Source organism: Dyadobacter subterraneus, from assembly GCF_015221875.1.
In the GTDB taxonomy this organism is placed as follows: domain Bacteria; phylum Bacteroidota; class Bacteroidia; order Cytophagales; family Spirosomataceae; genus Dyadobacter; species Dyadobacter subterraneus.
Genome location: NZ_JACYGY010000001.1, coordinates 4331331 through 4355665 on the forward strand (window position 1 = coordinate 4331331; position 24335 = coordinate 4355665).

Consider the following 24335-nt stretch of genomic DNA (forward strand, 5'->3'; position numbering starts at 1 on the left):
AGCTACATCAATAGTCGAAAAAGCCCATTTATGTCTAACCAAATCGTTGCTCCCGATGGAGATCACTTTCTGAAAGCATTCGCGTGCACAGTTGGAAGTCCTGTCGAAAATGGACGTGTGGTAATCCCAGAGTCTTATGGCAATGGGTATGTCATGGGCGTCCTGTTCGGCAATTATCTTCGGCTAATCGTAAGGCATTATTCGCTGCATGATGATCTTCTGATTAAACGGCAAAGCTTTAATGTGCCTGACACGATGATTCAGATTGCTATAAGCGGTATTCTGAAAGAAGATCAGCCGGTGGCAGCAGATGTACAGCACAAAACCCTTCCATCCGTTGCAATCAGCACGCAGGGTTTAGATTCTGAGCTGCACATTCCACGCGGTATTAACTTTAACCTAATTAAACTGGCGGTAGATCCTGCCTACCTTCGGGAACTTCTGGCTGGCGAAGCTGAAAATTTAGTGGTGAAGACACTAATTGAAAACCGCCAGCCTCTTGTTTTTGAAGAGCTTGTCTCATTGCGGCTTCAGGAGATAGTCCTGGAGATGATCAGTACACAGGTCCCAGTATCGTTGCAACGTTTCTATTACAAGGTCAAAGCGGAAGAATTGATATGTTGTCTGTTAATGGAGCTTACCAAGCGGCAGGATCATAGCCTCCATTCGATCAACGCTGCCGATTTGAAAGCCTTGTATACAGTAAGGGATCAATTAATTGGTAATCTTGCCCAGGCGCCGCCGCTTGTAGAACTGGCAAAGTCTGTCGGTATGAGTTTATCCAAGTTAAAGCGGCTTTTCAAACAGGTCTTTGGCTGCGGTCCTTACAGTTATTATCAAACAAGAAGAATGAAAGAAGCTGCTTCTTTACTGCAAGACAACCAACGCTCAGTAAGTGAAGTAGGCTATGCGCTGGGTTTTAGTAACCTGAGTCATTTCAGCCGGGTGTTTGAAGAGCACGTTGGCATGAAACCTAAAAAATTCTCTTCGTTTTAATAAAATGAATATTCTTATACTGATATATTTTTACAGTTTCGACTAAAAATCAAAATGATAAATAAATTGCTGGTACGGTCGGCAAGAAAAACTCCTAAAACGACTAATCTTAATCATGGGGTGAAAAAGCATCCCAGTTTGATCAAGGATTTTAAAATAATACAACAGAAAGTGTTGGGGTATGTGATTTGACTTACTTTTGTGTTGGTAGCGGCTTTAATTACCTTTTTCTTATCATGGATGCCCATGGCATCGGCCCGGTCCAACATTTAAATGACCACTTCGCCTTTTAATTCTTCCCTATCCCCCTCTTTCTTTCAAATAATGAATCTGAATGTTTTTTGGCATAATATTTTTCAACTAACTGCAATATAACTTATTTGTGAAGTAAGATGGGAAAAGATGCCATACTTTATGTTGGGGGAGATGTTGACGACAAATATCTCGTTGCGAGTGCCCTGTCTGAGATCGGCTGCGGAAGCGAGGTCATAAATTTTGAAAATGGGTACCAGCTAATAAATTATCTGAGAGAGACAGACGAAAGGCCCTTTTTTATTCTTTGTGATTTAAATATCCCTCAAATCTCCGGACTTGAGCTTAAAGAAAAAATTAATGCTGACGAGCAGTTAAAGAAGCGCTCAATACCGTTTATTTTTCTTTCAGACTCAGTGAATCCAAAGGATGTGGACGAAGCTTACCTTTCACTTGTACAAGGTTTTTATTTGAAACCTCCCACTTTTGAAGCCTTAAAAGATCAGTTATCTTTTATTTGTGGATACTGGGAAAGAGCTATTTTACCGGGCCGATATAATTGGAGAACATAGGGACTGATTTGGATAGAAAAACTTGTGATTGTTGCTATTAATGCGCTTGTAGGTGTACTTAAATGTTAATGGGACAAAAAGGTGTAGAGACTAGCTGATCAAACTACGCAAAGCGGTTTTTCCAATAAAGATCATCTCAATGACACCTTTCAAAATACATGGCCTTACTTCATTGGAAATTTGATTCAGCGGTATGATAAAACAGTTTTGAGACCTGACGATACGCTGAGAAGAGATCTAAGTGATTAAGAAATCAAGAAATTATTACACCGAAAATTTGTAATTATTTACTTCGTTTATGGTTTGAAAGGTTTGTTTGAAAACTAATTTCAAACAAACCTTATAGTAAAACCAGTATCAAAGACGCAAAGCCCATTTTTCGTAAACAGTGAGGTTGTAAATCTAAGAATTTATCTCTTAATCAATTTCGGATATGCGGGCAGGTGTCAAAAATCATTACATTTGTCAATGCATACAAAAAAGAAGATCTACTTTGCTGACGATGATTTCGATGATCGTTTACTGTTAAAGAATGCCCTAACTGCAATTGACTCGAATTTAGAATTTTTCGAAGCAGATAATGGAGATGAACTTCTGACTATACTAAACACTGTGGATCTAAAGAATGACTGTATGATCATCCTGGACATGAACATGCCCAAATTAAACGGACTTGAAACACTTAAACAATTAGGTGCCAATTCGTCCCTGCAAGTGGTCCCTGCAATTATGATCACCACCTCTCAGGATCCCAACTTATTTCAAACAGCTAAAAGACTAGGTGCGGTAGATTGTTTTACAAAGCCGGTTAACATGGATGATCTGTTGGTCTTGGCACGCAAGATTTTACTTCGTTTCAGTAGACCAGATCAAGCAGGCTGTACTGATTTATCCGTTATCGATCAACTAAACACAAAAAGAGTTTCCATCTTTTAGTTTAATTGGATTTGAGGGGTTACTCTCCAACCTTTTGCTAGGGTAAATCGAGCGGCCCAAAATTTTGATGTAGTCCGTAAATGTGCCTATACTTTAACAAACCGGAACAAGAAGATTTCAGGATTATATTATTTTGAAACAAATATATTAAGTAGCGCCCTTCCTTGGCTGACTTTTCGCAGTGATGTCGCCACTATGATTTTTAATTTCCTTTTCACATATAGCGATCCTATTCCGGTTCCTGTAACTTAATGACATAGAACTAACCCTTCGACCATTACTTTATCCATAATGCAATCCCAGTTCTGGTTATGGAAGTACTTGGGCGACTTGAAAAAATTGAAACGAAAGAGTCGAAAGCGAAGGTGCAGCGACTGGCCAATAAGATGCTTTCCGACAAAACAGCGCAGTAATCGAAAACTACTAGCATAAGTTTGGGAAACCTTTTTGTATGGTCCTGTGAGAAGTATGCCTGCATCGACGGAAGCAGAAACAAGGAATGCAACGGATGATTTAAGAAAATACTTGAAGCCTATCAATAAGCTGAACAAGTGGTTATTTACCACTTGAAGAAGTAAATTTCATAATCGAATAAACAAACTACGGAATATTAATACACGTCCATGTGGAAGCGGACGACCAATAAGAGACTGCATTTATGTCACCTCTCAGGGCTAGCATCATAACCTGGTCACAACCCCGATCTAATTCTTGGAAGCCGGCTAAAATTTTTATAAGTGGACCGTTCTGAACATCAATTACAAGCTATTTCGGAACAAGACCCCTAATGTAAAATCAAAGCTGTGTTAAGCAGATTACATTCGTGCACATGCAAACGTTCTTTCACCCGCAAAACGACGAATATCTGAGCGGTACTGTAGGGGTTAGGATAGTCAAACCCCAACCCCTTGCTCACCCAAAGCGCGGTGCATATTGCCCCAATCTGACATGGCGGCGATAACCGATCGCATAGAAAGCCCAAGTTCGGTCATTTCATATTCGACGCGAGGTGGCACCTCCGGAAAAACTTTCCGGCGCACAATGCCGTCGCTTTCCAGTTCACGCAGCTGGGTCACGAGCATTCTTTCGGAGATACCTTCGATTAATTTTTTAAGCTCGCCGTAACGCATGGTCCCGTGCATAAGGCGGCAAAGGATCGCGGGCTTCCACCGCCCCCCTAATACGCCCAGCGTGTAAGCCATACCGCAGCTATCGTTGATCATCTTTTCATTCAAAGCATTAGTGGAAGTCTCTTTTCTCATTTCTTACTTTTTTGTTAGTACCTAATAATTCGCTGCCTGCTTACAAATATAAAGCGCCAGCCGTAGGTTTGCATCGCATTTAAAAAACAAATTGTTCTTATGAAAAAGTTAGAAAACAAGATAGCATTGGTAACTGGCGGCAGCAGAGGAATCGGGGCAGCCATTGTGCGCAGACTGGCGGCCGATGGCGCAAAAGTAGCCTTTACCTACACCAGCTCGGCCGATAAAGCCAAAGCGTTAGCAGCCGAAATCAATGCCGGCGGTGGCAATGCCCTGGCTATTGCTGCGGATAATGTCAAACCAGAAGCGGTCATTGAGGCAGTCCGCACAACAGTGCAGACCTTCGGTGGGCTGGATATTCTGGTTAGCAATGCTGGCGTGTACATCGGAAAAGATTTTGGTGAACATACCATTGAAGACTATGACCAGGTAATGGATGTTAATGTAAAAGCCGTATTTGTAGCTGCCCTTGAAGCAGTCAAGCATCTGAAAAGCGGTGGACGGATCATTACTATTGGCAGCAATATGGCTGACAATGCGCTGAGCGCGCAAACCACTTTGTACACCATGAGCAAATCGGCGCTTCAAGGCTTGACCCGCGGGCTGGCCCGCGACCTTGGCCCGAAGGGAATCACGGTAACGCTCGTGCAGCCCGGCCCGGTCAATACAGACATGAACCCCGCTGACAGCGAGCTGGCCAACATCCTCCGCAGCAAAATGGCGATCCCGGCTTACGGCACAGGAGAAGACATTGCCGGACTTGTCTCTTTTCTTGCCAGTGAGGAAGGAAAATATATTACCGGCTCGTGGGTTACCATTGACGGAGGACTGAATGCATAACCATAAATTTCCGCTTATTTACCAGGAAGCTATTTTGGAAACGACATAGCTTCCCGGTAGTAGGCACAAAAACCCAATCAACAATACAGAGCGTCTAGATGAAGACAAAGGTTATTTCACCGTACAATTAAAGGCGGGCGCCATTTTTGATTTGTGTATCAACAAGACCTAATTCTGTTTTAATTGCAATCAAATTTAAAAAATTGAACCGATAGGAATATTTCACAAAAACCGCAGGATTATTTTGGGTATAACTTTATAGGTATCGTCAACGACAGCCTTGGCTTTAAAAAAAGACCAGTTCAGTTGGATATATTTCAAAAATATGTAAAAATGCAGGTATTGCTGGGAACCAGTCAAGTCAGATCTCTTTGTGCATAAACACGCTGCTTAGAACGGTAAATGACCAGAAAACTCTCTTCGCGGATGATCCGAAACATATCGCCCGTCCCGGCGCGTAAACGTATTCGTAAATCTTCAAGCAAAACCTCTAAAAGATACTATTGCCATAGTCAGCCTATCCTACACAAAGCAAATTTGTAAGCCACGCTCATACCAGCCGAACCTTTTGGACTTCCTCAGCGTCAGGCATCTATGTTTAACCAATAATTTAAATAGACTGCATATTGCTTTTAAACTGCTATATCGAAGATGTTTTACTTGACATCTGTGAGATCGCTGTGGCAATACCTCCATGGTTTTAATTCGGCCTTTAAGCAGATATTCTCCAACAGACCTGAGTACGTATGTGGCCTGAAAAAGGTGAAGTGTTTTTGTTTGTAAACTTTTGTACGACGATACACCGATCCTTTGATAACCGTAGTGCAGCTTTCAAATGGGTGCAAAGTTCCTGAATCCTTGTAAGGATATTGAGAACATTGCCCGTGAAGATGATTCAATTTTCAGCGATCCGATCTCTCCCGCAGCAACCAATCTTGAATGCAGTCCCGCTTTAAATTTCGGCAAAAGGCTGAATCTACTGCTGCAATTTTCAGCCTGACTTTTCAAAGGGCGTTTGACAGTTACTGAGAGATCAATGGAATTCTTGTAAGGTCTCGAATTAACTGACATTGTCCTGATTTTTGGCAATTGCAGTAGAAGACTTCATATCCAGAAACATAAATATCCTATCCTGCTTAACATGAAGCAGGATTTTCCAAAAAAGTCAGCCAATATACCTGGCCGTGTCATCCTATAAATTTATTAAGGAAATGCACTGCCACATCCGTAGACCACGCAAACTGCCGGCTGTTTGATTTTGCTATATTTCCGTTTGATTCTGCCAATTCTGCGAATGCAGGCTTACTTAATTTTGAATCGTTAAAAACACCGCAATGGTGACAGCTTAAACATTAAAATGGAAAATAATCAGAATAACAATTCAGAACTTAAGGGTAAAGTCGCTCTTGTAACGGGCGGAACAAAAGGTATAGGAAAAGCCATTGCCGACAGATTGGGACAAGCTGGTGCAACTGTAATTATAATAGCTAGAAATGGGCCTGTCGACAATCTATATGGACATCATTTTATCCAAGCAGATTTGGTAAAGGCGGAAGAGGCAGCACCTGTTATCGCAGGAATTCTCCAAAAATTTGGTACTGTTGATATTCTCATCAACAACATGGGTGGATCAAGCAGTCCTTCAGGCGGTTTCAGTACTCTGACAGACGAGCACTGGGAGAATGATCTGAGACTCAACCTGCTGGCTCCGGCACGTGTAGACAGGGAAGTTTTGCCAACAATGCTTGAAAAGAAAAATGGTGTTATTATCCATATATCTTCAGTCAGCGGGATAATTCCTATTTGGGAGTCTTTGGGCGCCTACGCGGTAGCCAAGGCGGCCTTGATCAATTATAGTAAAAGCCTTTCGAAAGAAGTTAGCTCCAAAGGCGTTCGTGTGCTGACCGTATCACCCGGTATGGTCAAAACCGAAACAATGAGTAATTACCTGCAAACACTCGCTGATGAGGCGGGTATCACCATAGAAGACAGCACAGATGCTGCAATGAAAAGCCTTGGCGGCATTCCTATGGGTAGAATGGCAAATCCTGAGGATGTCGCAGAACTGGTAGGCTATTTGGTTTCACCAAGAGCATCCTACCTATCAGGAGCAAACTACATCATTGACGGTGGAACAAACCCGACCGTGTAATTATTTAAAATCAACCCATTAATTATTTAAATCAAACAAAATGAGTCAACCAAAATATAAAATCAGCAGTGAAAGAGAGATCGAAAATCTAATCGCACATTACACACATTTATTGGATAAGGGTGACTTTGCCGGAGTAGGTACTTTGTTTTCAAATGGTAGAATAGGCTCTCTTGGCGAATTCACAGACGGTGTAAATATTGAAGCAATGCTTAAATCTAATCTTCAGCTTTATCCTAACGGTACGCCACAGACAGTCCACGTAACAACGAATACGGTTATACGGATAAGCGATGATGAAACCTTAGCTACTGCGAAGTCTTATCTTATTATCTATCAGCAGGATACCGAGCGGTCATTTCCGCTGCAGCCAGTCATGACAGGTACTTATGACGATGTCTTTGTTCGCATCGACGGTAAATGGCATTTTAAAGAAAGAAGTCTTTCTATGGGTTTTGCCGGAGACTTGTCACACCATGCAAATCCAAACGGCCCATCTGCAAAAATACTGAAAGAAAATGAATAGCATAAAAACTGCTCTGGTAACCGGAGCAAACAAAGGCATAGGACTTGCTACAGTAGAAAGGCTGGCCAGACACGGCTATAAAGTATGGCTGGGATCGCGCGACTTTTCGCGCGGTCAGGCAGCTGTTGAAAGCCTTCGCGCCAAGGGACTGGACGTGCACTTGCTCACGATTGACGTCGCAGATGACGACAGTGTATCGAAAGCGGCATACTTTTTAACTAAACAAACAACGCATCTGGATATTTTAATTAATAACGCCGGTGTCGCGCTGAACCTGAAAAGCCTTCCCAGCGATGAAAAAATGAGCCTGATCAGGGAAACTTTTGAAACGAATACTTTCGGGCCAATCCGCGTAACTCAGGCTTTTCTGCCTTTGCTGAAAGCGGCTGAGCAGGCCCGCATCATCATGTTAAGTAGTATTGTTGGCTCTATCGGCTTGAGTTCAGATCCCGACATCATCTACGGACAGGTCAATTTTATGGGTTATTCCAGTTCAAAAGCAGCACTCAATATGGTCACCGTTGCATTTGCCAAGGAACTGGGACCTTCAGGGATCAAAGTTTATGCCGTCGAGCCCGGACACATACGTACTGACCTCAACGAAAATACAGGAACTCTAAGTACTCATGAAGGCGCAGCTGTACCGCTGCGCTATGCGACGAGGAATCTGGACGTTACAAACGGAGGCTTTTTTGGACCGGAAGGCGCCCTCCCCTGGTAGTCAGACCATATGGATTGCTCTCAATAAAGCGCTGAATGGTTCTCTGGTTAGATCTGAAATCAGTAGAAGAAAAAAGGCAAATCATTATTTAAAAAGTATAGAAATGAATAAGTTAATAGATAAAGTTGCAATCGTAACAGGAGCATCTAAAGGAATTGGAGCATCAATTGCCACCTATTTTGCAGCCGAAGGCGCAAAGGTTGTGGTTAATTATGCTTCCAGTAAAGAAGGAGCTGACAAAGTGGTAAAAGCCATAACGGATAACGGGGGTATCGCCATTGCGGTGCAGGGCGATGTGTCGATAGAGAGTGATGTAAGCAGGATTTTTGAAGAAACAAAAAGTGCCTTTGGAACATTAGACATTCTGGTGAACAATGCCGGCATTTTTCAGTATGCGCCCATTGAGGATGTCAAAGCAGATTCTTTCCATCAACAGTTCAACATTAATGTCCTTGGATCTGTACTTGCTATTCAGCAATCACTAAAACTGTTTGGTACTAGGGGTGGAAACATAATCAACATTAGCTCGGGGGCGAGTAGGACGCCGGTTCCAACAGGAGCAATATATTCTGCATCAAAAGCGGCACTTGATGCGGTTACTGTTTCTTTGTCGAAAGAATTTAGCGGCAGAAATATTCGTATCAATTCTCTTTTACCCGGGGCGATAGAAACTGAAGGTACCCATAACAATGGTTTCATTGGCAGTGATTTTCACACAAAAATAGTCGCCAATACATCACTTGGCCGTACCGGTCAGCCTGAAGACGTTGCAAAAGTCGCCTTATTTCTTGCTTCGGATGATTCCGGATGGATTACAGGTGAACAAATTTCTGTTTCAGGAGGAATTTTCGGACTTTAACTGAGTTTCCAGGATTTTAAATTAAGTTAAAAGAGTAAAAAAACAGGTGAGCGGTAAAATTTCGTCAAGTTTACCGCTCACCTGCCTGGATTTTGATCTGAAAATCTGGATTTGCCTGATATACATAACATGTATTCTCTTTCCACATTGCCCATTCAGAGATTGTTTCATTCAGTGCGTTGCCCGGAAAGTGATGATTAACAGGGTCCACTTGAGCTTCCCGAAACATTTTAAAAACACTTTCCGGTGCTATATGATACCCTTTGGGACGGATCTTCTCGGTTAGCAGAAGAATTCAGTGTCTGAGCGCAAATCTTAGCCATCGCAGTTAGATTCAACATAACCATTAAACAGATACTTCGCATTACTGGATAATCGGTTCTTTTTTCGGCAAATTCATTCCAACACTTTTAAATTCAGTTCAATCATTTCTTTTGTAAAACCATCGTGACCATACATCCGCCTTGTTACATTGATGCCATTCCAAAGATTAATTAAATGACGGCCTAGCAATTCAGGACTTTGGGTAGTTTTTAAGAATCCTGATACCTGTGCTTTTCGTAGTGCTTCGCAAAAAACAGCTTCTATTTCTTTTAAGAGCGTAACGATTAATTCTCTTGAATGCTGATCGGTGGTCGACATTTCAATCAAGGAATTTCCCAGATAACAGCCGACAGCTTGCAGGAACGCCGGCGTATCAGTCATGGACAAAAAAAATTCTTTAATGTAAAGCACTGGATTCTCCTGCTGCATGAGCTTGTTTCGAAAATCATTGTTGCAATTGGATGCAAACTGCACAAGGGTTTTCTGATAAAGTTCTTTCTTACCCCCCTTGAATGAAAGATAAAAACTGCCTGTGCTTACTCCCATCGCAGTGATAAGCTCGTCGGCAGATGACATGTGATATCCTTTTTTCCAAAATACTGTAAGCGCCTTTTTGATTAATTCCTTCTCGTCAAATAATTTGTGTCTGCCGGCCATAATACCCGATATTAAATTGATTTTTGAATTACTTCAATCAAATACTTAGCGATTTCTAATTAAAGATCTTTGTAAGCTGATCTTTTTAGATAACCAATGTAGTTCACATTTGCAGAAAGTTGGAGTGGGCCGTAAAACTTCCAGGTAATTTTCGGTTTCACTTTAAAAGCTGATCACCCAACTTCTCACACACAAACTTTGCCAGAGCACAACTTCGCAGTAAATCTTCAGCCTCAAGAACCGGCTTATGTTTAAAAGGGCAACGCAGCTACTGCAATAGGCAATAGCAGCTCATTGAATAAGACAGTAATCCAATACTACAATACTGATACGCTTACCACCATTTCTTTCAGAAGGTATTTGAGGGGCAGCATGCAGTAGCCTTGCAAGGTCGTAAAACCGTCTGGTGCATTGCCTGTTCTTTTGTAGTTTAAATTACTATGCTATCAATCGCTTGTTGAAGAGCCGTTTCTTTGATGATTGGAACATTTAATCCTTGCACGCGATAAATAGTCACGTCTGTAATCCCGATAAAGCCGAATATAAAACGTAAATACGGTTCTGCGAAATCATAAAGTTTAAACGGGCCTTCTGTAAAAATGCCGCCCGATGATAAACCGATGTACAACTTTTTGCCGGTAACAAAACCTTGGGCACCATTTTCAGTAAAAGCAAAGGTTTTATTCGCTCGTACAATATGATCTATCCAGGACTTTAAAGCCGTGTGTATCGTAAAATTATACATTGGAGCGCCAATCACAATTATATCCGTTTCCAACAATTGTGCGATGGCATCCTCTGATTTTTTAGCAGCCGCGGCAAGCTCAGGGGTAAATTCCTCTTCTGGGGTAAAGAATGAACCAATATGCACTTCTTCCAGATTTGGAAAAGGTTCAGTGGACAGGTTGCGCGTCGTTACTATACTGCCTACATTGGCCTGTATTAATTTTTCAACTATCGCACTGCTTAGTTTTGTACTGATCGAGGCTTCTCCACGGGGACTTGATATCAGATGAAATATTCTCATTGCTTAATCCTAATTATACAGCATACCGCTGGTGGCTAATTCCAATAGCTTTAACAGTGTAAAATTAGGTCAGATGCCACCCGAAAAATGGTGAGAATCAAACGAAAATATAGCAAAATCAAACAGTAAGCACTTTCCTTAACCCCCCAGGTGTTGTACCTGCATTTCTCTTAAAAAATTTAATAAAATGAGCCAGATCCTCAAAGCCCAGACACCAGGCTATTTCATTAATATTCCATTCTGTATTTTGCAAGAGAATTTTAGCTTCTAAAAAAATTCTGTCTGCAATTAATTGTGATGTTGTTTTCTCTGTTACTTCTTTCAACGACCTGTTAAGGTGATTTACGTGTACAAATAATGCGTCAGCAAATTCAGCCGGGTGCCTTAAAATCATTTTGTATGCCGGGTTCAGAATAGGAAACTGCCCTTCGAGTAGTTCCTTAAAGTGGTTGCTGAGCCGCAACGAGCTGTTGGATTCCCTTGATTTCAGATCAGGAGTAGGCCGCAATTTGAGCGTATCCAGTATCAGTTGAAGGACCAGGACCCTTATTGTATCATATTTATAGGTAAAATTAAGCTCGTTTTCATGCTCCATTTTCTCAAAAAGTTTCGTAAAGGATTCCATTTGTGCAGCTGAGATTTCCGTCAATGGCGATGCTCCCGGTATGAATAGCGGATAATCGTTAATGTTGACAAACTGATCAAAAAACTTTTCTGTAAAGACACAAAGATAGCCCGAATACTGCTCACCGAGCGGCTCGAAGTGGTAAACCATATTCGGCCTGGAAAATAAAATAGCCTGTTCTTTCATTTCCGACATTTTGTCGGCATAATAAATCCGGTTAGCCCCATGATGAATGCTGATCTTGAAAAGGCCTTTCTGATTATAGGGTAAACAGCTAAACTTTTGATCTCCACCTGGAACACGGACTACTTGAAAATCTTCTTTTAGAAGTTCTTTTTGCAAAGCCCTGGCTCTGTCATAAGTTATATTTGTTCTGGGCACTAAAAACTGGATGTCCATATTGATTTGGTATTTGGCTCAGCGATTTCACAAAAACTAAGTGGAAAATCCGGTAGCAATTATTAAATAACAGGTGAATAATTGTAATGTACTGAATTGGTCCTGTTCCAAAATAATATGATACTACAGGTCGATAATCTCGACTTGTAATGATTGCAGTAGCTGCTCTCCATAGACAGAAGCCGGCGATTGGAAGCCTGCTTTATAAGAGCCGTCTAATTCACGCGATACAACCTCGATTGCCGCAGTAACAGTTGGCATATAGCCCGCTGGCATAGTGGCTATCGATCTTACAACAGATCCATCGGCTCCTGTTACCTCGGCCAAAATTCTGCTCGGTTCTTCCGAATCTGGATTTATTTCTTCGTCCATGACCGTTGAATGGTCTGACCCTTTGGTTGCCGGCAACGCCATTTGAAAAAACTCTTCAATATTAGGGATGCCCGTTGATTTGTAACACAATACAATCCCACCCAGTGGTGTTGGAAAGCACTGCCGTGGACCACTGCCAAAATCAAACGCAGAAGGTTCTGCGACAGGTAATTGCCGGATCAACCCGTTTATTCTTACAAGAATACCTGCCTGGATAATGTTGGCACTGCTGGCGACAGAACCCGGTGTAAACCCGCCGCTGTATTGAAAAGCTGACCTTAAAGCAACAGGATTTTTCACCCGCTTGGCAGCGTGAACGATCAGTGGATCATACATCGAAAAAAGCCCGGCTCCGGAAAGTATCATAATACCAGAGGCTGTCGCTGCTGAATTTTTAGACTCGGCAAGGCGATAAATATCAACTTCTGCCGCGATGTCAACATAATGTACCTGATTTTTAATACAGGCCTCCATGGCCGGTTCTGCGGTTTCACTAAAGGGACCTGCGGTGTTCAGCAAACACGTTTTTTCTAAAAGGCTTTTTTCCCAGCCCGATTTATCTGCCACTGAAAATACATGGTAAGGAACATTTAGCTGTTGTGATAACGCCGAAAGTTTTTCCTCATTTCTACCCGCAATCTCAAAATCAAGGCCACGTCTGGCAGCCTCGTGGCAAATCATTAATCCTGTATATCCTGTTGCGCCGTATATGAGCAGTTTTGTGCCGGCAACTTCATTTGATATTTCCATACTATTTTTTTAAAAGCTTTTCGGTTCGGGACAGAAATCCTTCCAATGATGTTTTTATATCAATATTCATGCGGTCGGCCAGGATAATCAACCACCAGATACTCTCACCTAATTTGTGCGAAAGTTCATTTTCCGGCTTATCGCCTTTGGGCCAGCGTCCTTGCTGTGCCATCGTTAACCTGCCAACAAGCGCGGCATCTGTCATAAATGCCAGCGCATCTTCTTCAACAGACCACTCACTGCTATGGTGTTCGAGTTCTAACTCATGGTATAACTTCCTAATGATCAGTGAACGAGTTAGCACCTCGTCTAGATTTAAATCTTTCATAGTCTTATAGTTTAATATTAATTTCCAGACTGGTTTTATCTAAAACCATCAGCCGGACGGCCAAAACTTTCAGTTAAAATACCAAAGCGTCCCACTGGATGGGTGGTCTCTCTTAGATTATTGATCAGCATGTCAATCTTACCAAATTGCATCTTAATCTATGCCATAGTAATTGGGTCGGCTTTGCTACCATAATGAAAAGTTTGTTTCACATGGTTAAAGAGTTTTCTAAACTGTTTGTTTTTAAAATACACCTTTCATTATTAATAAACAGTAGGTATGGTCCCGCCATCTATCACCACGTTGCTCCCAGTAATGTAAGAGGCTTTGGGTGAAACCAGAAATCCTATCAGATGAGCTATTTCTTCGGGCTGGGCCAGTCTATTTAATGGTACGCCTCCAAGACTGTCCATTACCAGCTGGGCTGTTTCGTCAAGATTTTTTCCAATGGAAGAGCCATAGCTTTGAAGAAAATTTTCCATGGCAGTGGTTTTTACCATACCGGGTGAGACGGTAATTACGCGGATACCTTTGGATGCAAGTTCATTGGCCAATGCTTTGCTGTAATTATTCAGGGCTGCCTTGGTTACACCGTAAGAGAAATTGGATGCATAAAGCGGTAACTTGCCGTTAAGGGAGGAAATATGGATAACCACCCCGGTATTACGCTCTATCATTAGGGGAACAAGTGCCCTGTCTAGTTTGACTGCTGCTAATAGATTCAACTGCAAATCATTTTCCCAGTCCTGATCAGACAGTACACTAAAACCGCCTGCCGGTGCCGATGTACCACCCACATTATTAATTAAAATATCAAGTGCGCCGTATTCTTTTATAATTTTCTCTGCTAACTGTTTGTTATCCTCTGGCTTGGTAAGATCTGCTGCGATAAAGGCGTGCTCCGGATTTGCATCAGGCCTGCGCCTTGCTGAAATAATTACAGTGGCTCCCAGACCTTTGAGCTCATCTGCTATTGCTTTGCCTATACCTTTTGTGCCCCCGGTAACCAGCGCCACTTTCCCGGTTAATTCTTTTGTTGCTATTTCCATTATTGCTTATTAGTATTGAAACATTTGTTTCAAATATGGTTAAAAATTATTTTTGCTTTGCTACGGGATCGCGAAGGATCGTTTGAAGATGTGCCTGACTCTCCCCCACCTCAAAATTGGTCAGATGAATTTCATGATGCATGCCGGACTTTTTAAAACCGTTTTCTGTGGCAAACCGTTGGAGCACCGGAAGCGTTTGTAATTCCCCGGCAAAAGGTCCTGAATGCATGAGCTGCACACAAGTTCCTGCTGTGTAAGTAAAATGTTCAAAGCCATTGACAAAGGGAATATCTTGTCTTTGTGCTGCCGTTTGTGTAATGCTTTCACTGGTTACAAAATCAGGAATACGGATCGAAATCCGGTAATGAAGTAAGTCTAAATCGACTGTTGTATAAAAGCGGCCGATATCTACAAATCCAACCTTGTCCTGATCAAACCAGTAAAATATTTCCGCGATCCTGCTTGTAAATGCTTGGTCAGTCAGCGCAGACGTCTTTTCTAATGCCACGATAAATTCTTTAAGGGCCGCTTTCTTTTCATAAAAAATCGTTGTACCCGGGCTTCCTTTCCCAAGAATGGAAACATAGCTAGCTTTATCTATGTGCACAACTTCGGGCTTTTCTTGTGCCGTGAAGTAGCTTCTGTACTGCTCATATATATTCATAATTTTAAAACATTTGTTTCAAATTTTTTAAAAAAATTTACAGGCTTATCTGCTGAACCAGGAATGCTGCCATTTTCTTGATGCGTGTCTTATCCTTATGAATGATAAACGACTCGTGCCATCCGGTAAAATGGTTGATGATATAATCTGTCAACATGGCTGCGTCCTGGCTTACTTTAATTTCTCCTTTAACTATGGCTCTTTCCACTAAACTGATCAGCAGATTATAAGTAAAATCATTGTCCGCTTTTATGATCTGCTGCACCTGCTTATCACTTGCGGCTACTTCAAATGTCGTTTTAATGGCTAAGCAGCTATTAGGTTCATTTGTAATGGCATAAGCGGATGATTGAATAAATTTTTCAATTGCCCTAAGCGGCGATTTGATAGGTTCTAACTGCTTTATAGCAGCTTTCATTCTCGACTCCGTATAATGCCTTAGGCTGCGGATAAAAAGTTCGTGTTTGTCCCCTATCGTATTGTACAAGCTACTACTGTTAATGCCCATCGCCTCTGTCAGATCTCTCATCGTAGTGCCGTTATAGCCCTTTCTCCAAAAGACATCCATTGCTTTGGATACTGCTAACTGTTCGTCAAATTCTACATTTCTTGCCATGCCTTATTTTACAAATAAGACACAGATTTAGTTCAATTCTGAAACGTTTGTTTTCAATAAGGGGTTTTTAATTTTTATTAAAAGGTTGCCTAAATTCCAAAGGTGAGATTTCTGTCTTACTATTGCAACGCCAAAGCCCTTCCAAAAGTGACCTGTCTTCATTGTGTAATTCAAATAATTAATTCCATCTTCAATGACATGTAAAGGTCAGTGTGGCTCTAATGATCAGCATTGACTTACAATCGATGCACCCGAAATTTATCCCCTTGGTGACTGATTGCGAATACGGCTTAATGTCTCCTTGGTTATGCCCAGGTAGGAAGCGATTATATGCTGCGGAAATCTTGCAAGGAATTCCGGATACGTTTTTTGCAGTTCCTTATATCGGTATTCTGCTATATGGTTTTTAGAAGAAAGCAGCCGTTTTTGAATGGCCATATGGTTATTGTCATCCAATTTGGTGCGCATTTCCTTAAAGGCAGGAATGCTGTTGACCCGCTCATAAAAATCATTAATTTTTGGTAATAAAAGTAGTTCAGTCTCTTCCCAAGCATCAATATTATATATGCTGGGTGTTCGTTTGTGATAACTTTCACGATCCGATACCCACCAATTCTCAATACCAAGGTTCAGTATGTGTTCGGAGCCTTTCGCGTCAACGGTATACTGCCGGGTCGCACCTTTCACAATGAACCCAATATACTTGCAAATCTCACCTTCCTGCAAAAAAAATTGTCTTTTGCGCAATTTTTTTGCGATAAAAGCCTCGCTTAGCAAATCAATATCTTCTTTTGAAAGTGCGGTTACCGACCGCTCTTTTATATAGTTCAACAGTGGCGTAAGCATCGACATTCTTTTAAATCTTTCACAAAGATACGATCTCGGTAAAGATTTCATTGATCTATATCAACACTATTTGTTATGATAGGTCATCGTATTGCAAACTTTGCGTGTACGAACTTTGCGTTTAGTTACTACAACAAATAAAGTGATCAACGTGTCAGCAACCTGTCAAAAGGTGACAAGGTTTTTTTTTAAAACTTCAAATACATTCATCATGGATTATAAAATAGGGATTATCGGTTCTGGAAATATCGGACGCGGGCTGGCGCTGCATTTATCTAAAACCCATTACGAGGTATTACTTGCCAACACCAGGGGTCCTGAGTCCTTGGAGGGGCTGGTCAGTTCCATAGGAGGTTCTTTAAAGGCTGGGGAACTAAGGGAGACGATCCAAAGATCCGATATTATTTTTATTGCTGCGCCGTGGATAAGTCTTGAAAATCTGGCCAAGGAATTTGTCGGTTATGAGGGAAAAATAATCGTGGATGCTACAAACAATATCGTATCTGTCAGCCCATTTCGCCTGGCAGATGTAAATAATAAATCAACCGGTGAGTTCGTATCAGCGCTGTTTCCCGCCCAAAAGGTAGTAAAAGCCTTCAACACCCTTGCAGCAGCCACGCTTGCCCAGCCTACTCAAAGTACAGCTGGTAAAACCGTAATTGTTATAAGCGGCAACGATACCGAAGCAAAAAATCAGGTATCAATAATCACCGAAGCGATGGGATTTGCACCAATTGATATAGGCAACTTCAAAGAAGCTGGAAAGCTCCAGGATGTTGGCGGCGCGCTTTCAGGTGTTGAACTAATCAAGGTTAAATAAGTTTGCCCAAATGGATATCCAAATTAAGGATGAGCTCACTGGAAAGTTGTCAACAAAACAGCCTGATTGCAAATACAGGTTAAATCAAAGCGATAGATAAATCAGCATTAAAGAGAGGAATCGCAAAATTGATCTCATTTTTATCTTCTTTCCTTGCAACTCCTGACCCTGATGCCCGGTATGAGAAAAATGAGAGACTCAATAAGTCTGAGGAAAAAACATTTTCCTCGATGGCAACATATGGTTATATCGTTTAACCATTTATGTCTGCCTAATAATTTCTTGTTAAAAATTAATTAAAATAAAAAAATCTAAATTATGGATGCCCAGTTTTTGAAGACATTTCAAGAAAACCACGTTGCTGCCTGGAATGAAAGAAACCGTGAAAAAAGAGACAAGTTATTGAAGACAATCTATGCAGAAGATATCAAAATGTACGATCCGAATTCCATCATACAAAGCTTGGCGGAAGTCTCGGATTTTATTGGGATGCTTCAAGTTCAGGATCCTGACTTTTACTTCAGCGTGGCCAAAACAATTGACTCCACTCAGAACGGAGCTCGTTTGTACGGAAATATCGGAACCAAGGAAAAACCGGACATAATGAATAGCATGGACTTTTTTTTGATTGAAAATGATAAAGCCACACATCTGTACGTATTTATGGAGCCCGCCTCATAAAACTTTACCAGTTCTTTCGTATAGGTATCTTGCAGCAATTGTAAGGGGCTCACCATTTGACATGGATCAAAGTCATTGTCAGCGTCGCAGATGGTAAACACGGTCATTTGTTTTATATGGAGGTTAAATCAAAAAAGCCTAACTGGTCATCCTTGGTTTTCCAGTTCCAGAAAGTCAGCTTTAACATAAGCTGGATATAGGCATTATACTGCCTTTCCCGGATATCGTATGTTATCTGAAATAAAAGTTAGCATAGTTGATCACAAGGAGAATTCTAAAGGATTGACCAGTGCATTCGGGCAGATCCTCTACCCATTTATTTTTACTCTTGTTTATTTTTACTCTTGTGTTAAACTGCTCCGGATAACCATTTAGAATAGTCAATTGTAAAATAAATGATATGCCCCGGTTTCTGATTTGGAGTGCCCAACGATTTCAGATTCCGGCCGTTTTCTTTTATATTTGGCTCATACTTTATAGGCTATGCTGCATATTACCGGGATTGTCATTTCAATATTTCTTTCCATAATACTCTTTACAAAACGAGGTAAATCTAGAGCGGATCTGACACTGGCTTTTTGGCTCCTTTTGATGGCTGCTCACCTATTTTGCTATTATTTACTTGCATCAGATAAATTTCTAGAATTTCCGTACTTTTTGGGCCTTGAGATTGCCATGCCACTGCTCCATGGGCCATTTTTATTTTTCTATACCACTTTGTTAACCGGGAAGACGATCAGGAGATTATCCTGGTATTTTCATTTTCTTCCTTCTATCTTAATATATCTTGCTTTGTCAAAGTTCTTTCTGTTATCAGCCGCCGAAAAGATATTTATTTATGAAAACAATGGCATTGGTTATCTGGGCCTATTAAAAATTATACATTTTGCGATTTTACCTTCTGGTATCGCCTATATCATCATGTCGCTTCATCTGATAGAAAAATATAGCCAAAATATTTCAAACCTAGTTTCTCATCCGGAAAAGATTAATCTGAACTGGTTAAGAAATCTTATAATGGGTATGTGCATAATCTGGTTATCTATACTCTTAGGCAATGACATCTCCACTTTTACATTAGTAGATCTGTTTATTTTGTTTATTGGCTATTTTGGCATCAAACAACTTGGCTTGTTTACCAACAAGGTTATTGCTTTGCCGAATGGTAATTTGGAGATGGAACTGGTAGGTGCTATTAGAGATGAACCTTTGAGGGTAAAATACCAGAAATCGACAATAGGTGACCTGCTTTTGTCAGAAATACACTTGCAGGTCAGACAGTTAATGCAACAAGAAAAGCTATTTAAGGATCCTGAACTGAGCTTAAATAAACTTGCGCATCAACTGAACATCCATCCAAATGCTTTGTCTCAGGTGATCAACACAGTAGAAAATAAAAATTTCTACGATTATATCAATGAACTTAGAATTGAAGAATTTAAGGGAATTTTGATGCGGCCAGAAAATCACAGGTTCACATTGTTAGCCCTGGCCTATGAAGTCGGCTTTAATTCGAAAACTTCCTTTAATAGAAATTTTAAAAAGAAGATAGGATTATCTCCAACAGCCTATTTAAAACAGCAGAAAATACAACTCCAAGCCACAATATAGACCAAAATAGGTTCCACCTTTCAAAGTGAAACTATTTTCAGCCCTTTACTGAGCATTTTTGTTGAAACAATTTGGGTTATGCTCTAACCGCAACGCCCGTTACTTTAACTAAGTGCTGACATGAAAAAAAAGATTTTCTGGATTTTATTTGGCTTCTTTTCTATTACCATTGGGCTGTATCCACTCAAATATTTCTTAACAGATAAAACGATAGGAATACTGAATGCGAAACCAAACTGGCTTTTGACCAATGGAGCCTGGTGTATTTCTTTTTACACACATATTGCGTTGGGAGGCATTTCGTTGCTAGTGGGCTGGCTTCAATTCAGCCCGAGGCTTAGGTCCACAAATGTCAAAGTACACAGGCATATCGGCCAAATTTATGTTCTTTCGGCTTTATTGAGTTCCTTCTCGGGTTTTTATATTGCACTGTATGCAGATGGGGGTTTCTGGGCATCGCTTGGATTTAGCATCTTAGGTATAATCTGGTTTTGTACCACCTTAATGGCTTACATAACCATCAAGAACCAAAGGATCGTACTACATCAAGTATTAATGATATATAGTTATGCGGCCTGTTTTGCGGCTGTTACACTAAGAATCTGGCTACCTGTTTTGATTTTGATTATAGGTAACTATGGCAGGGCCTATATTGCAGTAGCTTGGCTGTGCTGGATACCAAATATGCTTGTTGCGCATTGGATCACGAAGAAATCAGTTCAAAAAAGTAGATAAAGGTTTTTAGGGACATTATCCCAGTTCTTAACCGCGGGACGGCGGCAGGTAGTTGACTTGCAGTTTTGGTGGATCTTTCGCCTGTTAATCATCGACGACTTTAGCGATACACTACTGCTGTTTTTTTAACCTAATGGGTCCCAAGTCATCCTACGGAGCGGCCAAAGAGTAAAGTAAATATGCGTCATGCTAATGCCCGATCCGGTTTGGTCGTGCATCAGCCCAAACATTCTTGATATTGAGTCGGACACTACTCCAAGCAACAATTTTTCTTTGTTATAAGTACGTTATATTGGATTAAGTAAGGTGTTCTAACCTCACCATCAGCATATGTAAGACTTTTCTTGCCGCCCTTTAAAAGCAACGCTTCTGCTTTTCATAAACAACAGGTGCAGAAGTCAGGTGAAGCCGGTTCAGGCTACATGGCCGGCTTAGAGATATTTTTTCAGAAAAGTGCTTTACCGACCCCTCAGTATTATAAATGTAGCTTTAATTTGGCCGAAACAGCACTTCCAACCCTCACTTTGTTGTGCTCTTCCGCTGAAAAAATTATTGATTCAGAAGCCGGCCAATTTTTTATTTTCATTTTCTTGTAACCTTTCTGCGTTTCGAAAGTTTCCACAATAACAACATACCAATCTTGTTAGTCATGGAAAAAATGTGTTCTATTTTATTTTCGCCCATCGGTGGAGCCAGTCACTTAATAGCCCAGGCAATCACGTCTTTAAAAATTGAGTTACTGACTGCAGCTGTGCAAAAATCATTTCGTCTGTCTGACACTGTCATCAGAAAGGATGGTAGGCTTTCCATTCAAAAGTATATAACGTTCAGTTACTGGGCCCAACAGACAACAACGTAAATGAGTCTACCTTATTTAGGCAGAAACCATCCAATACGAAACGCCGCTCAGACAAGCCTTTCTGGGACAGTAAGTCACCGATTTTATTTGGCGATTCAAGCTGTACAACCCCACGTTATGGAAAGGTTCAACTAAAAGTGACCAACTTTCATACGGGGGAGCTTTAGCACTTGCCGCGGTGGCTATGCTGGTTTACGCTGATAACACCGGTTTTTCTTAAAGGGACGTCATCCAAACCTGCGGCACTAAAAAACAGCATCCTTTTTTCGGACCAGATTTATATACGCCAGCCTGCAGGATAAGTTGTATCCAGGGTATCCACTACGCGTCAGCAGAATTTATCAAGGCGGGAACAAGAAGCCATTACATATCATCAATAAGTGTAGCATCACTTAGACGTATATAGATTCAGTTCATCATAATGAATTATTAAAAAAGATATGAGATTATTTGTATTAATTTCCATTTGGTATCTATTTACCAATAGTGGCGGGTTTGTTTCTGCTCAATCATCAAAAGTTAGGGGTAAGATTGTTGAAAATACCAAAGAAGCCGGGCTAGGCTTTGCTTCTGTTTCATTAGTTAGATTGCCCGATTCACTTACAGTCAGTACACAATTCACCAATGGAGAAGGCGGATATGCGTTTGAGGACGTAAAACCAGGAAGCTACCTGATTACTGCTTCCTTTATAGGCTATGAAAAAGGTAAATCAGCTTCTTTTGAAATATCTGCAACAGATTTAACTGTCCGTACCTTGATGCTCATTACCAGTACAAATACCCTTAGCGAGTTTACCGTAAAAGGCAATAAGCCTTTGCTCGAAAAAAAAATAGATCGCATGGTTTTTAACCTATCCAATTCACTTGCAGCAAAAGGAACAGATCTGATTCAGGCGCTGGCCTGGCTACCTATGTTGAAAGTGCAGGAAAGTGAAATTTCTATTATTGGCAAAGGGGGTGTTTCGGTAATGATTAACGAGCGGATAGTGCAGCTTCGAGGCAATGAGCTCGTCAACTATCTTAAAACACTAAGATCTGATGATATAGAAAAAATTGAAATTATAACCACGCCGCCGGCAAAATATGAGGCCCAGGGGACTGGCGGCCTGATTAACATTGTTCTAAAGAAAAACCAGTCCCTAGGCTGGCGAGGCTCACTGGGAACGTCATATTCTCAGAACAACTATCCATCATACGCTAACAATCTGGCCCTTTTTTTTCGGTCAAAAAAACTTAGAAGTTCTTTGACGTTTAACCAATCAAAATACCGCTACATTATCAAAGAATCTTTCAACATAACCGGGCGCCCCAGCGAAATTATCAGCGATGAGAAACGTATAGGAAATTCACCCGGCTTGCAAACAGGCATAAGTATCGATTATGAGTTAAACAAACACAACAACATCGGGCTCATCTATAATATTTCAGACAATAAATCGAATACTACCTTTGGTAACAGCTATAGCTTTATTACTGATAGTATTATTGACTCGGTTTTAAACACTACGGGAAAATTTTCCAGGCCACTATTTGCACAAACATTAAATATATACCATGATTTAAAGCTTGATTCCGCTGGAAAGAAATTGAGTAGCTCCGTTAACTTTTTTATGAACAAACCTGAAATGAGAAATGATTTTATTTCTGAATCTGAAAATACCTATGTTTCGGTTCAAAATAATAATTTATCAAAATACAATATCTGGTCTGTACAATCAGATTTAACTTTACCTTATAACTGGGCTAAAATAGAAACAGGTATCAAACTAGCTAATTTTAATAACAATGCTAATGTGGAATACTACAATTATACCGGTGAAGGCTTCTTCTTGGATAAAACACGTAGCAATGAATTTAACTATACAGAAAGCAACCTGGCCTCCTATTTCAGCATGGAATCTGAATTATCAGAAAGGTGGTCAGCCAAGGCAGGTTTGCGTTATGAGTATACTTTGATGGACGGTTATTCGCCTACCTTAGACCAGCGTAACAGACGTAATTATGGTGCCTTGTTTCCAACCGCCTATATCGTTTACAAAGCTGGCAAGAATCATGTCTTTTCGTTAAATTACTCCAGGCGGATTAACCGGCCGAGCCTGAATTCCTTAAATCCATTCGCTTATTATACAAATATTTATACCTATTCCACCGGAAATCCATTGCTCTTGCCATCTTACAGTAACAATGTCGAAGTGAACTACCTGTATAAAGGCATGTTTTCTTTTACTGTATTTACACAACATACCAGCGATATCATTTCAAATCTCACAACGGTTAATGGCCCGTCATTGGTTACCAGCAGAGGGAATTTTTTAACTCAGGATAACCTGGGCGCTTATCTGTCCTTTAATCGGTCATTATCTAAATGGTGGGAAAATAGCGTCTACGTCTCTTTTCTCTATGCATCGCCAAAATCCAAAATAGCAGCCATCAGGACACCAAGCGGAACTTCTGCCTCATTCAGTATCAATAATAGTTTTAATGCAACCACCCTGTTAAGTTTTTATCTGAATTACAATCAAAACCTTCCATCAACCGATAGAAATGTTTACACATACACGCAACGCAGTTTTAGAATGGGGGCCCGAATAAAGTTGCTTGATAACAATTTGATTATCAGCCCGGCTTATTTTCTTGGTACGGTAAGCAAATATGATTTTCATTACAGTGAATTTGTGCAAACCACAAAAACAGATTATAATTATAATACTTTTACGCTTAGCCTGTCGTATTCATTCGGTAGATCGAAGGTTTCCGGAAACAATAAGGACATCCGTTTTGATGAGAAAAGACGGGCTCAATAGTCAATAATTTCAGAATATTACAAATATTATTTTGCAAGTTGATGACTCTTCA

The 24335-nt window shown here is 40.7% G+C and carries 23 protein-coding genes; 13 read left to right on the top strand and 10 right to left on the bottom strand.

Annotated features, from left to right (window positions below):
• Positions 1–30 precede the first annotated feature (30 nt).
• The 3 genes from IEE83_RS18020 to IEE83_RS18030 all read left to right on the top strand — a co-directional run bounded on the left by IEE83_RS18020 (position 31) and on the right by IEE83_RS18030 (position 2756).
• Complete coding sequence (locus IEE83_RS18020) at positions 31–996, top strand: helix-turn-helix transcriptional regulator (protein ID WP_194121911.1); 966 nt, start codon at positions 31–33, stop codon at positions 994–996.
• Positions 997–1388: 392 nt separating this feature from the next.
• Positions 1389–1820, top strand: a complete 432-nt coding sequence (locus IEE83_RS18025) for a response regulator (protein ID WP_194121912.1) — start codon at positions 1389–1391, stop codon at positions 1818–1820.
• Between the two features lie 468 nt (positions 1821–2288).
• Positions 2289–2756 (top strand): response regulator, encoded by a 468-nt coding sequence (locus IEE83_RS18030; RefSeq protein ID WP_194121913.1) that lies wholly within the window; start codon positions 2289–2291, stop codon positions 2754–2756.
• Between the two features lie 893 nt (positions 2757–3649).
• Here IEE83_RS18030 and IEE83_RS18035 read toward each other — a convergent pair.
• Positions 3650–4018: a winged helix-turn-helix transcriptional regulator gene (locus IEE83_RS18035; protein WP_194121914.1), complete on the bottom strand. Its 369-nt coding sequence runs from the start codon at positions 4016–4018 to the stop codon at positions 3650–3652.
• 99 nt (positions 4019–4117) lie between these two features.
• Between IEE83_RS18035 and IEE83_RS18040 the strand changes: the two genes are divergently transcribed.
• From IEE83_RS18040 to IEE83_RS18060, 5 genes are all read left to right on the top strand, one after another.
• Positions 4118–4858: an SDR family NAD(P)-dependent oxidoreductase gene (locus IEE83_RS18040; RefSeq protein WP_194121915.1), complete on the top strand. Its 741-nt coding sequence runs from the start codon at positions 4118–4120 to the stop codon at positions 4856–4858.
• Positions 4859–6215: 1357 nt separating this feature from the next.
• The gene (locus IEE83_RS18045) at positions 6216–7010 is read left to right on the top strand and encodes an SDR family oxidoreductase (protein WP_194121916.1); all 795 of its coding nucleotides are present in this window, start codon (positions 6216–6218) and stop codon (positions 7008–7010) included.
• Between the two features lie 40 nt (positions 7011–7050).
• On the top strand, positions 7051–7536 hold the full coding sequence (locus IEE83_RS18050; RefSeq protein WP_194121917.1) for a nuclear transport factor 2 family protein: 486 nt from the start codon (positions 7051–7053) through the stop codon (positions 7534–7536).
• Positions 7529–8257 carry an SDR family oxidoreductase gene (locus tag IEE83_RS18055; protein ID WP_194121918.1) on the top strand — a complete coding sequence of 243 codons (729 nt, stop codon included), beginning with the start codon at positions 7529–7531 and terminating at the stop codon, positions 8255–8257. Before IEE83_RS18050 ends, IEE83_RS18055 begins: the two co-directional genes overlap by 8 nt.
• A 103-nt stretch (positions 8258–8360) precedes the next feature.
• Entirely contained in the window at positions 8361–9116 is a 756-nt protein-coding gene (locus IEE83_RS18060; protein WP_194121919.1) for an SDR family NAD(P)-dependent oxidoreductase, read from the top strand.
• 396 nt (positions 9117–9512) lie between these two features.
• Here IEE83_RS18060 and IEE83_RS18065 read toward each other — a convergent pair whose 3' ends face one another.
• The 9 genes from IEE83_RS18065 to IEE83_RS18105 all read right to left on the bottom strand — a co-directional run bounded on the left by IEE83_RS18065 (position 9513) and on the right by IEE83_RS18105 (position 16773).
• Positions 9513–10097 carry a TetR/AcrR family transcriptional regulator gene (locus IEE83_RS18065; RefSeq protein ID WP_194121920.1) on the bottom strand — a complete coding sequence of 195 codons (585 nt, stop codon included), beginning with the start codon at positions 10095–10097 and terminating at the stop codon, positions 9513–9515.
• A gap of 430 nt (positions 10098–10527) precedes the next feature.
• Positions 10528–11124, bottom strand: a complete 597-nt coding sequence (locus tag IEE83_RS18070; protein WP_194121921.1) for an FMN-dependent NADH-azoreductase — start codon at positions 11122–11124, stop codon at positions 10528–10530.
• Between the two features lie 118 nt (positions 11125–11242).
• The gene (locus tag IEE83_RS18075) at positions 11243–12148 is read right to left on the bottom strand and encodes a helix-turn-helix domain-containing protein (RefSeq protein ID WP_194121922.1); all 906 of its coding nucleotides are present in this window, start codon (positions 12146–12148) and stop codon (positions 11243–11245) included.
• Between the two features lie 123 nt (positions 12149–12271).
• The gene (locus IEE83_RS18080) at positions 12272–13270 is read right to left on the bottom strand and encodes a saccharopine dehydrogenase family protein (RefSeq protein ID WP_228101860.1); all 999 of its coding nucleotides are present in this window, start codon (positions 13268–13270) and stop codon (positions 12272–12274) included.
• Position 13271: 1 nt separating this feature from the next.
• Positions 13272–13598: a nucleoside triphosphate pyrophosphohydrolase family protein gene (locus IEE83_RS18085; RefSeq protein ID WP_194121923.1), complete on the bottom strand. Its 327-nt coding sequence runs from the start codon at positions 13596–13598 to the stop codon at positions 13272–13274.
• A 263-nt stretch (positions 13599–13861) separates the two neighbouring features.
• Complete coding sequence (locus tag IEE83_RS18090) at positions 13862–14647, bottom strand: SDR family oxidoreductase (RefSeq protein ID WP_194121924.1); 786 nt, start codon at positions 14645–14647, stop codon at positions 13862–13864.
• 46 nt (positions 14648–14693) lie between these two features.
• Entirely contained in the window at positions 14694–15311 is a 618-nt protein-coding gene (locus IEE83_RS18095) for a hypothetical protein (protein WP_194121925.1), read from the bottom strand.
• Positions 15312–15348: 37 nt separating this feature from the next.
• Complete coding sequence (locus IEE83_RS18100) at positions 15349–15927, bottom strand: TetR/AcrR family transcriptional regulator (protein ID WP_194121926.1); 579 nt, start codon at positions 15925–15927, stop codon at positions 15349–15351.
• 258 nt (positions 15928–16185) lie between these two features.
• Positions 16186–16773: a Crp/Fnr family transcriptional regulator gene (locus IEE83_RS18105; RefSeq protein ID WP_194121927.1), complete on the bottom strand. Its 588-nt coding sequence runs from the start codon at positions 16771–16773 to the stop codon at positions 16186–16188.
• Positions 16774–16984: 211 nt separating this feature from the next.
• Here IEE83_RS18105 and IEE83_RS18110 point away from each other — a divergent pair, with 211 nt between their 5' ends.
• The 5 genes from IEE83_RS18110 (at position 16985) to IEE83_RS18130 (ending at position 24283) form a co-directional block, all read left to right on the top strand.
• On the top strand, positions 16985–17593 hold the full coding sequence (locus tag IEE83_RS18110; protein WP_194121928.1) for an NADPH-dependent F420 reductase: 609 nt from the start codon (positions 16985–16987) through the stop codon (positions 17591–17593).
• Between the two features lie 318 nt (positions 17594–17911).
• On the top strand, positions 17912–18274 hold the full coding sequence (locus IEE83_RS18115) for a nuclear transport factor 2 family protein (RefSeq protein WP_194121929.1): 363 nt from the start codon (positions 17912–17914) through the stop codon (positions 18272–18274).
• A gap of 483 nt (positions 18275–18757) precedes the next feature.
• Positions 18758–19885 (top strand): helix-turn-helix domain-containing protein, encoded by a 1128-nt coding sequence (locus IEE83_RS18120; protein WP_194121930.1) that lies wholly within the window; start codon positions 18758–18760, stop codon positions 19883–19885.
• Positions 19886–20005: 120 nt separating this feature from the next.
• A complete protein-coding gene (locus IEE83_RS18125) occupies positions 20006–20620 on the top strand; it encodes a DUF2306 domain-containing protein (RefSeq protein ID WP_194121931.1) in 615 nt (204 codons plus the stop codon).
• 1299 nt (positions 20621–21919) lie between these two features.
• Positions 21920–24283, top strand: coding sequence for an outer membrane beta-barrel family protein (locus IEE83_RS18130; protein ID WP_194121932.1), 2364 nt, complete (start codon positions 21920–21922; stop codon positions 24281–24283).
• The last annotated feature ends 52 nt before the right edge of the window (positions 24284–24335 follow it).

Bases quoted from the DNA above. Each gene is read 5' to 3' on its own strand.
- IEE83_RS18020 (WP_194121911.1), top strand. From the start codon at position 31: ATGTCTAACCAAATCGTTGCTCCCGATGGAGATCACTTTCTGAAAGCA.
- IEE83_RS18025 (WP_194121912.1), top strand. From the start codon at position 1,389: ATGGGAAAAGATGCCATACTTTATGTTGGGGGAGATGTTGACGACAAA.
- IEE83_RS18030 (WP_194121913.1), top strand. From the start codon at position 2,289: ATGCATACAAAAAAGAAGATCTACTTTGCTGACGATGATTTCGATGAT.
- IEE83_RS18035 (WP_194121914.1), bottom strand. From the start codon at position 4,018: ATGAGAAAAGAGACTTCCACTAATGCTTTGAATGAAAAGATGATCAAC.
- IEE83_RS18040 (WP_194121915.1), top strand. From the start codon at position 4,118: ATGAAAAAGTTAGAAAACAAGATAGCATTGGTAACTGGCGGCAGCAGA.
- IEE83_RS18045 (WP_194121916.1), top strand. From the start codon at position 6,216: ATGGAAAATAATCAGAATAACAATTCAGAACTTAAGGGTAAAGTCGCT.
- IEE83_RS18050 (WP_194121917.1), top strand. From the start codon at position 7,051: ATGAGTCAACCAAAATATAAAATCAGCAGTGAAAGAGAGATCGAAAAT.
- IEE83_RS18055 (WP_194121918.1), top strand. From the start codon at position 7,529: ATGAATAGCATAAAAACTGCTCTGGTAACCGGAGCAAACAAAGGCATA.
- IEE83_RS18060 (WP_194121919.1), top strand. From the start codon at position 8,361: ATGAATAAGTTAATAGATAAAGTTGCAATCGTAACAGGAGCATCTAAA.
- IEE83_RS18065 (WP_194121920.1), bottom strand. From the start codon at position 10,097: ATGGCCGGCAGACACAAATTATTTGACGAGAAGGAATTAATCAAAAAG.
- IEE83_RS18070 (WP_194121921.1), bottom strand. From the start codon at position 11,124: ATGAGAATATTTCATCTGATATCAAGTCCCCGTGGAGAAGCCTCGATC.
- IEE83_RS18075 (WP_194121922.1), bottom strand. From the start codon at position 12,148: ATGGACATCCAGTTTTTAGTGCCCAGAACAAATATAACTTATGACAGA.
- IEE83_RS18080 (WP_228101860.1), bottom strand. From the start codon at position 13,270: ATGGAAATATCAAATGAAGTTGCCGGCACAAAACTGCTCATATACGGC.
- IEE83_RS18085 (WP_194121923.1), bottom strand. From the start codon at position 13,598: ATGAAAGATTTAAATCTAGACGAGGTGCTAACTCGTTCACTGATCATT.
- IEE83_RS18090 (WP_194121924.1), bottom strand. From the start codon at position 14,647: ATGGAAATAGCAACAAAAGAATTAACCGGGAAAGTGGCGCTGGTTACC.
- IEE83_RS18095 (WP_194121925.1), bottom strand. From the start codon at position 15,311: ATGAATATATATGAGCAGTACAGAAGCTACTTCACGGCACAAGAAAAG.
- IEE83_RS18100 (WP_194121926.1), bottom strand. From the start codon at position 15,927: ATGGCAAGAAATGTAGAATTTGACGAACAGTTAGCAGTATCCAAAGCA.
- IEE83_RS18105 (WP_194121927.1), bottom strand. From the start codon at position 16,773: ATGCTTACGCCACTGTTGAACTATATAAAAGAGCGGTCGGTAACCGCA.
- IEE83_RS18110 (WP_194121928.1), top strand. From the start codon at position 16,985: ATGGATTATAAAATAGGGATTATCGGTTCTGGAAATATCGGACGCGGG.
- IEE83_RS18115 (WP_194121929.1), top strand. From the start codon at position 17,912: ATGGATGCCCAGTTTTTGAAGACATTTCAAGAAAACCACGTTGCTGCC.
- IEE83_RS18120 (WP_194121930.1), top strand. From the start codon at position 18,758: ATGCTGCATATTACCGGGATTGTCATTTCAATATTTCTTTCCATAATA.
- IEE83_RS18125 (WP_194121931.1), top strand. From the start codon at position 20,006: ATGAAAAAAAAGATTTTCTGGATTTTATTTGGCTTCTTTTCTATTACC.
- IEE83_RS18130 (WP_194121932.1), top strand. From the start codon at position 21,920: ATGAGATTATTTGTATTAATTTCCATTTGGTATCTATTTACCAATAGT.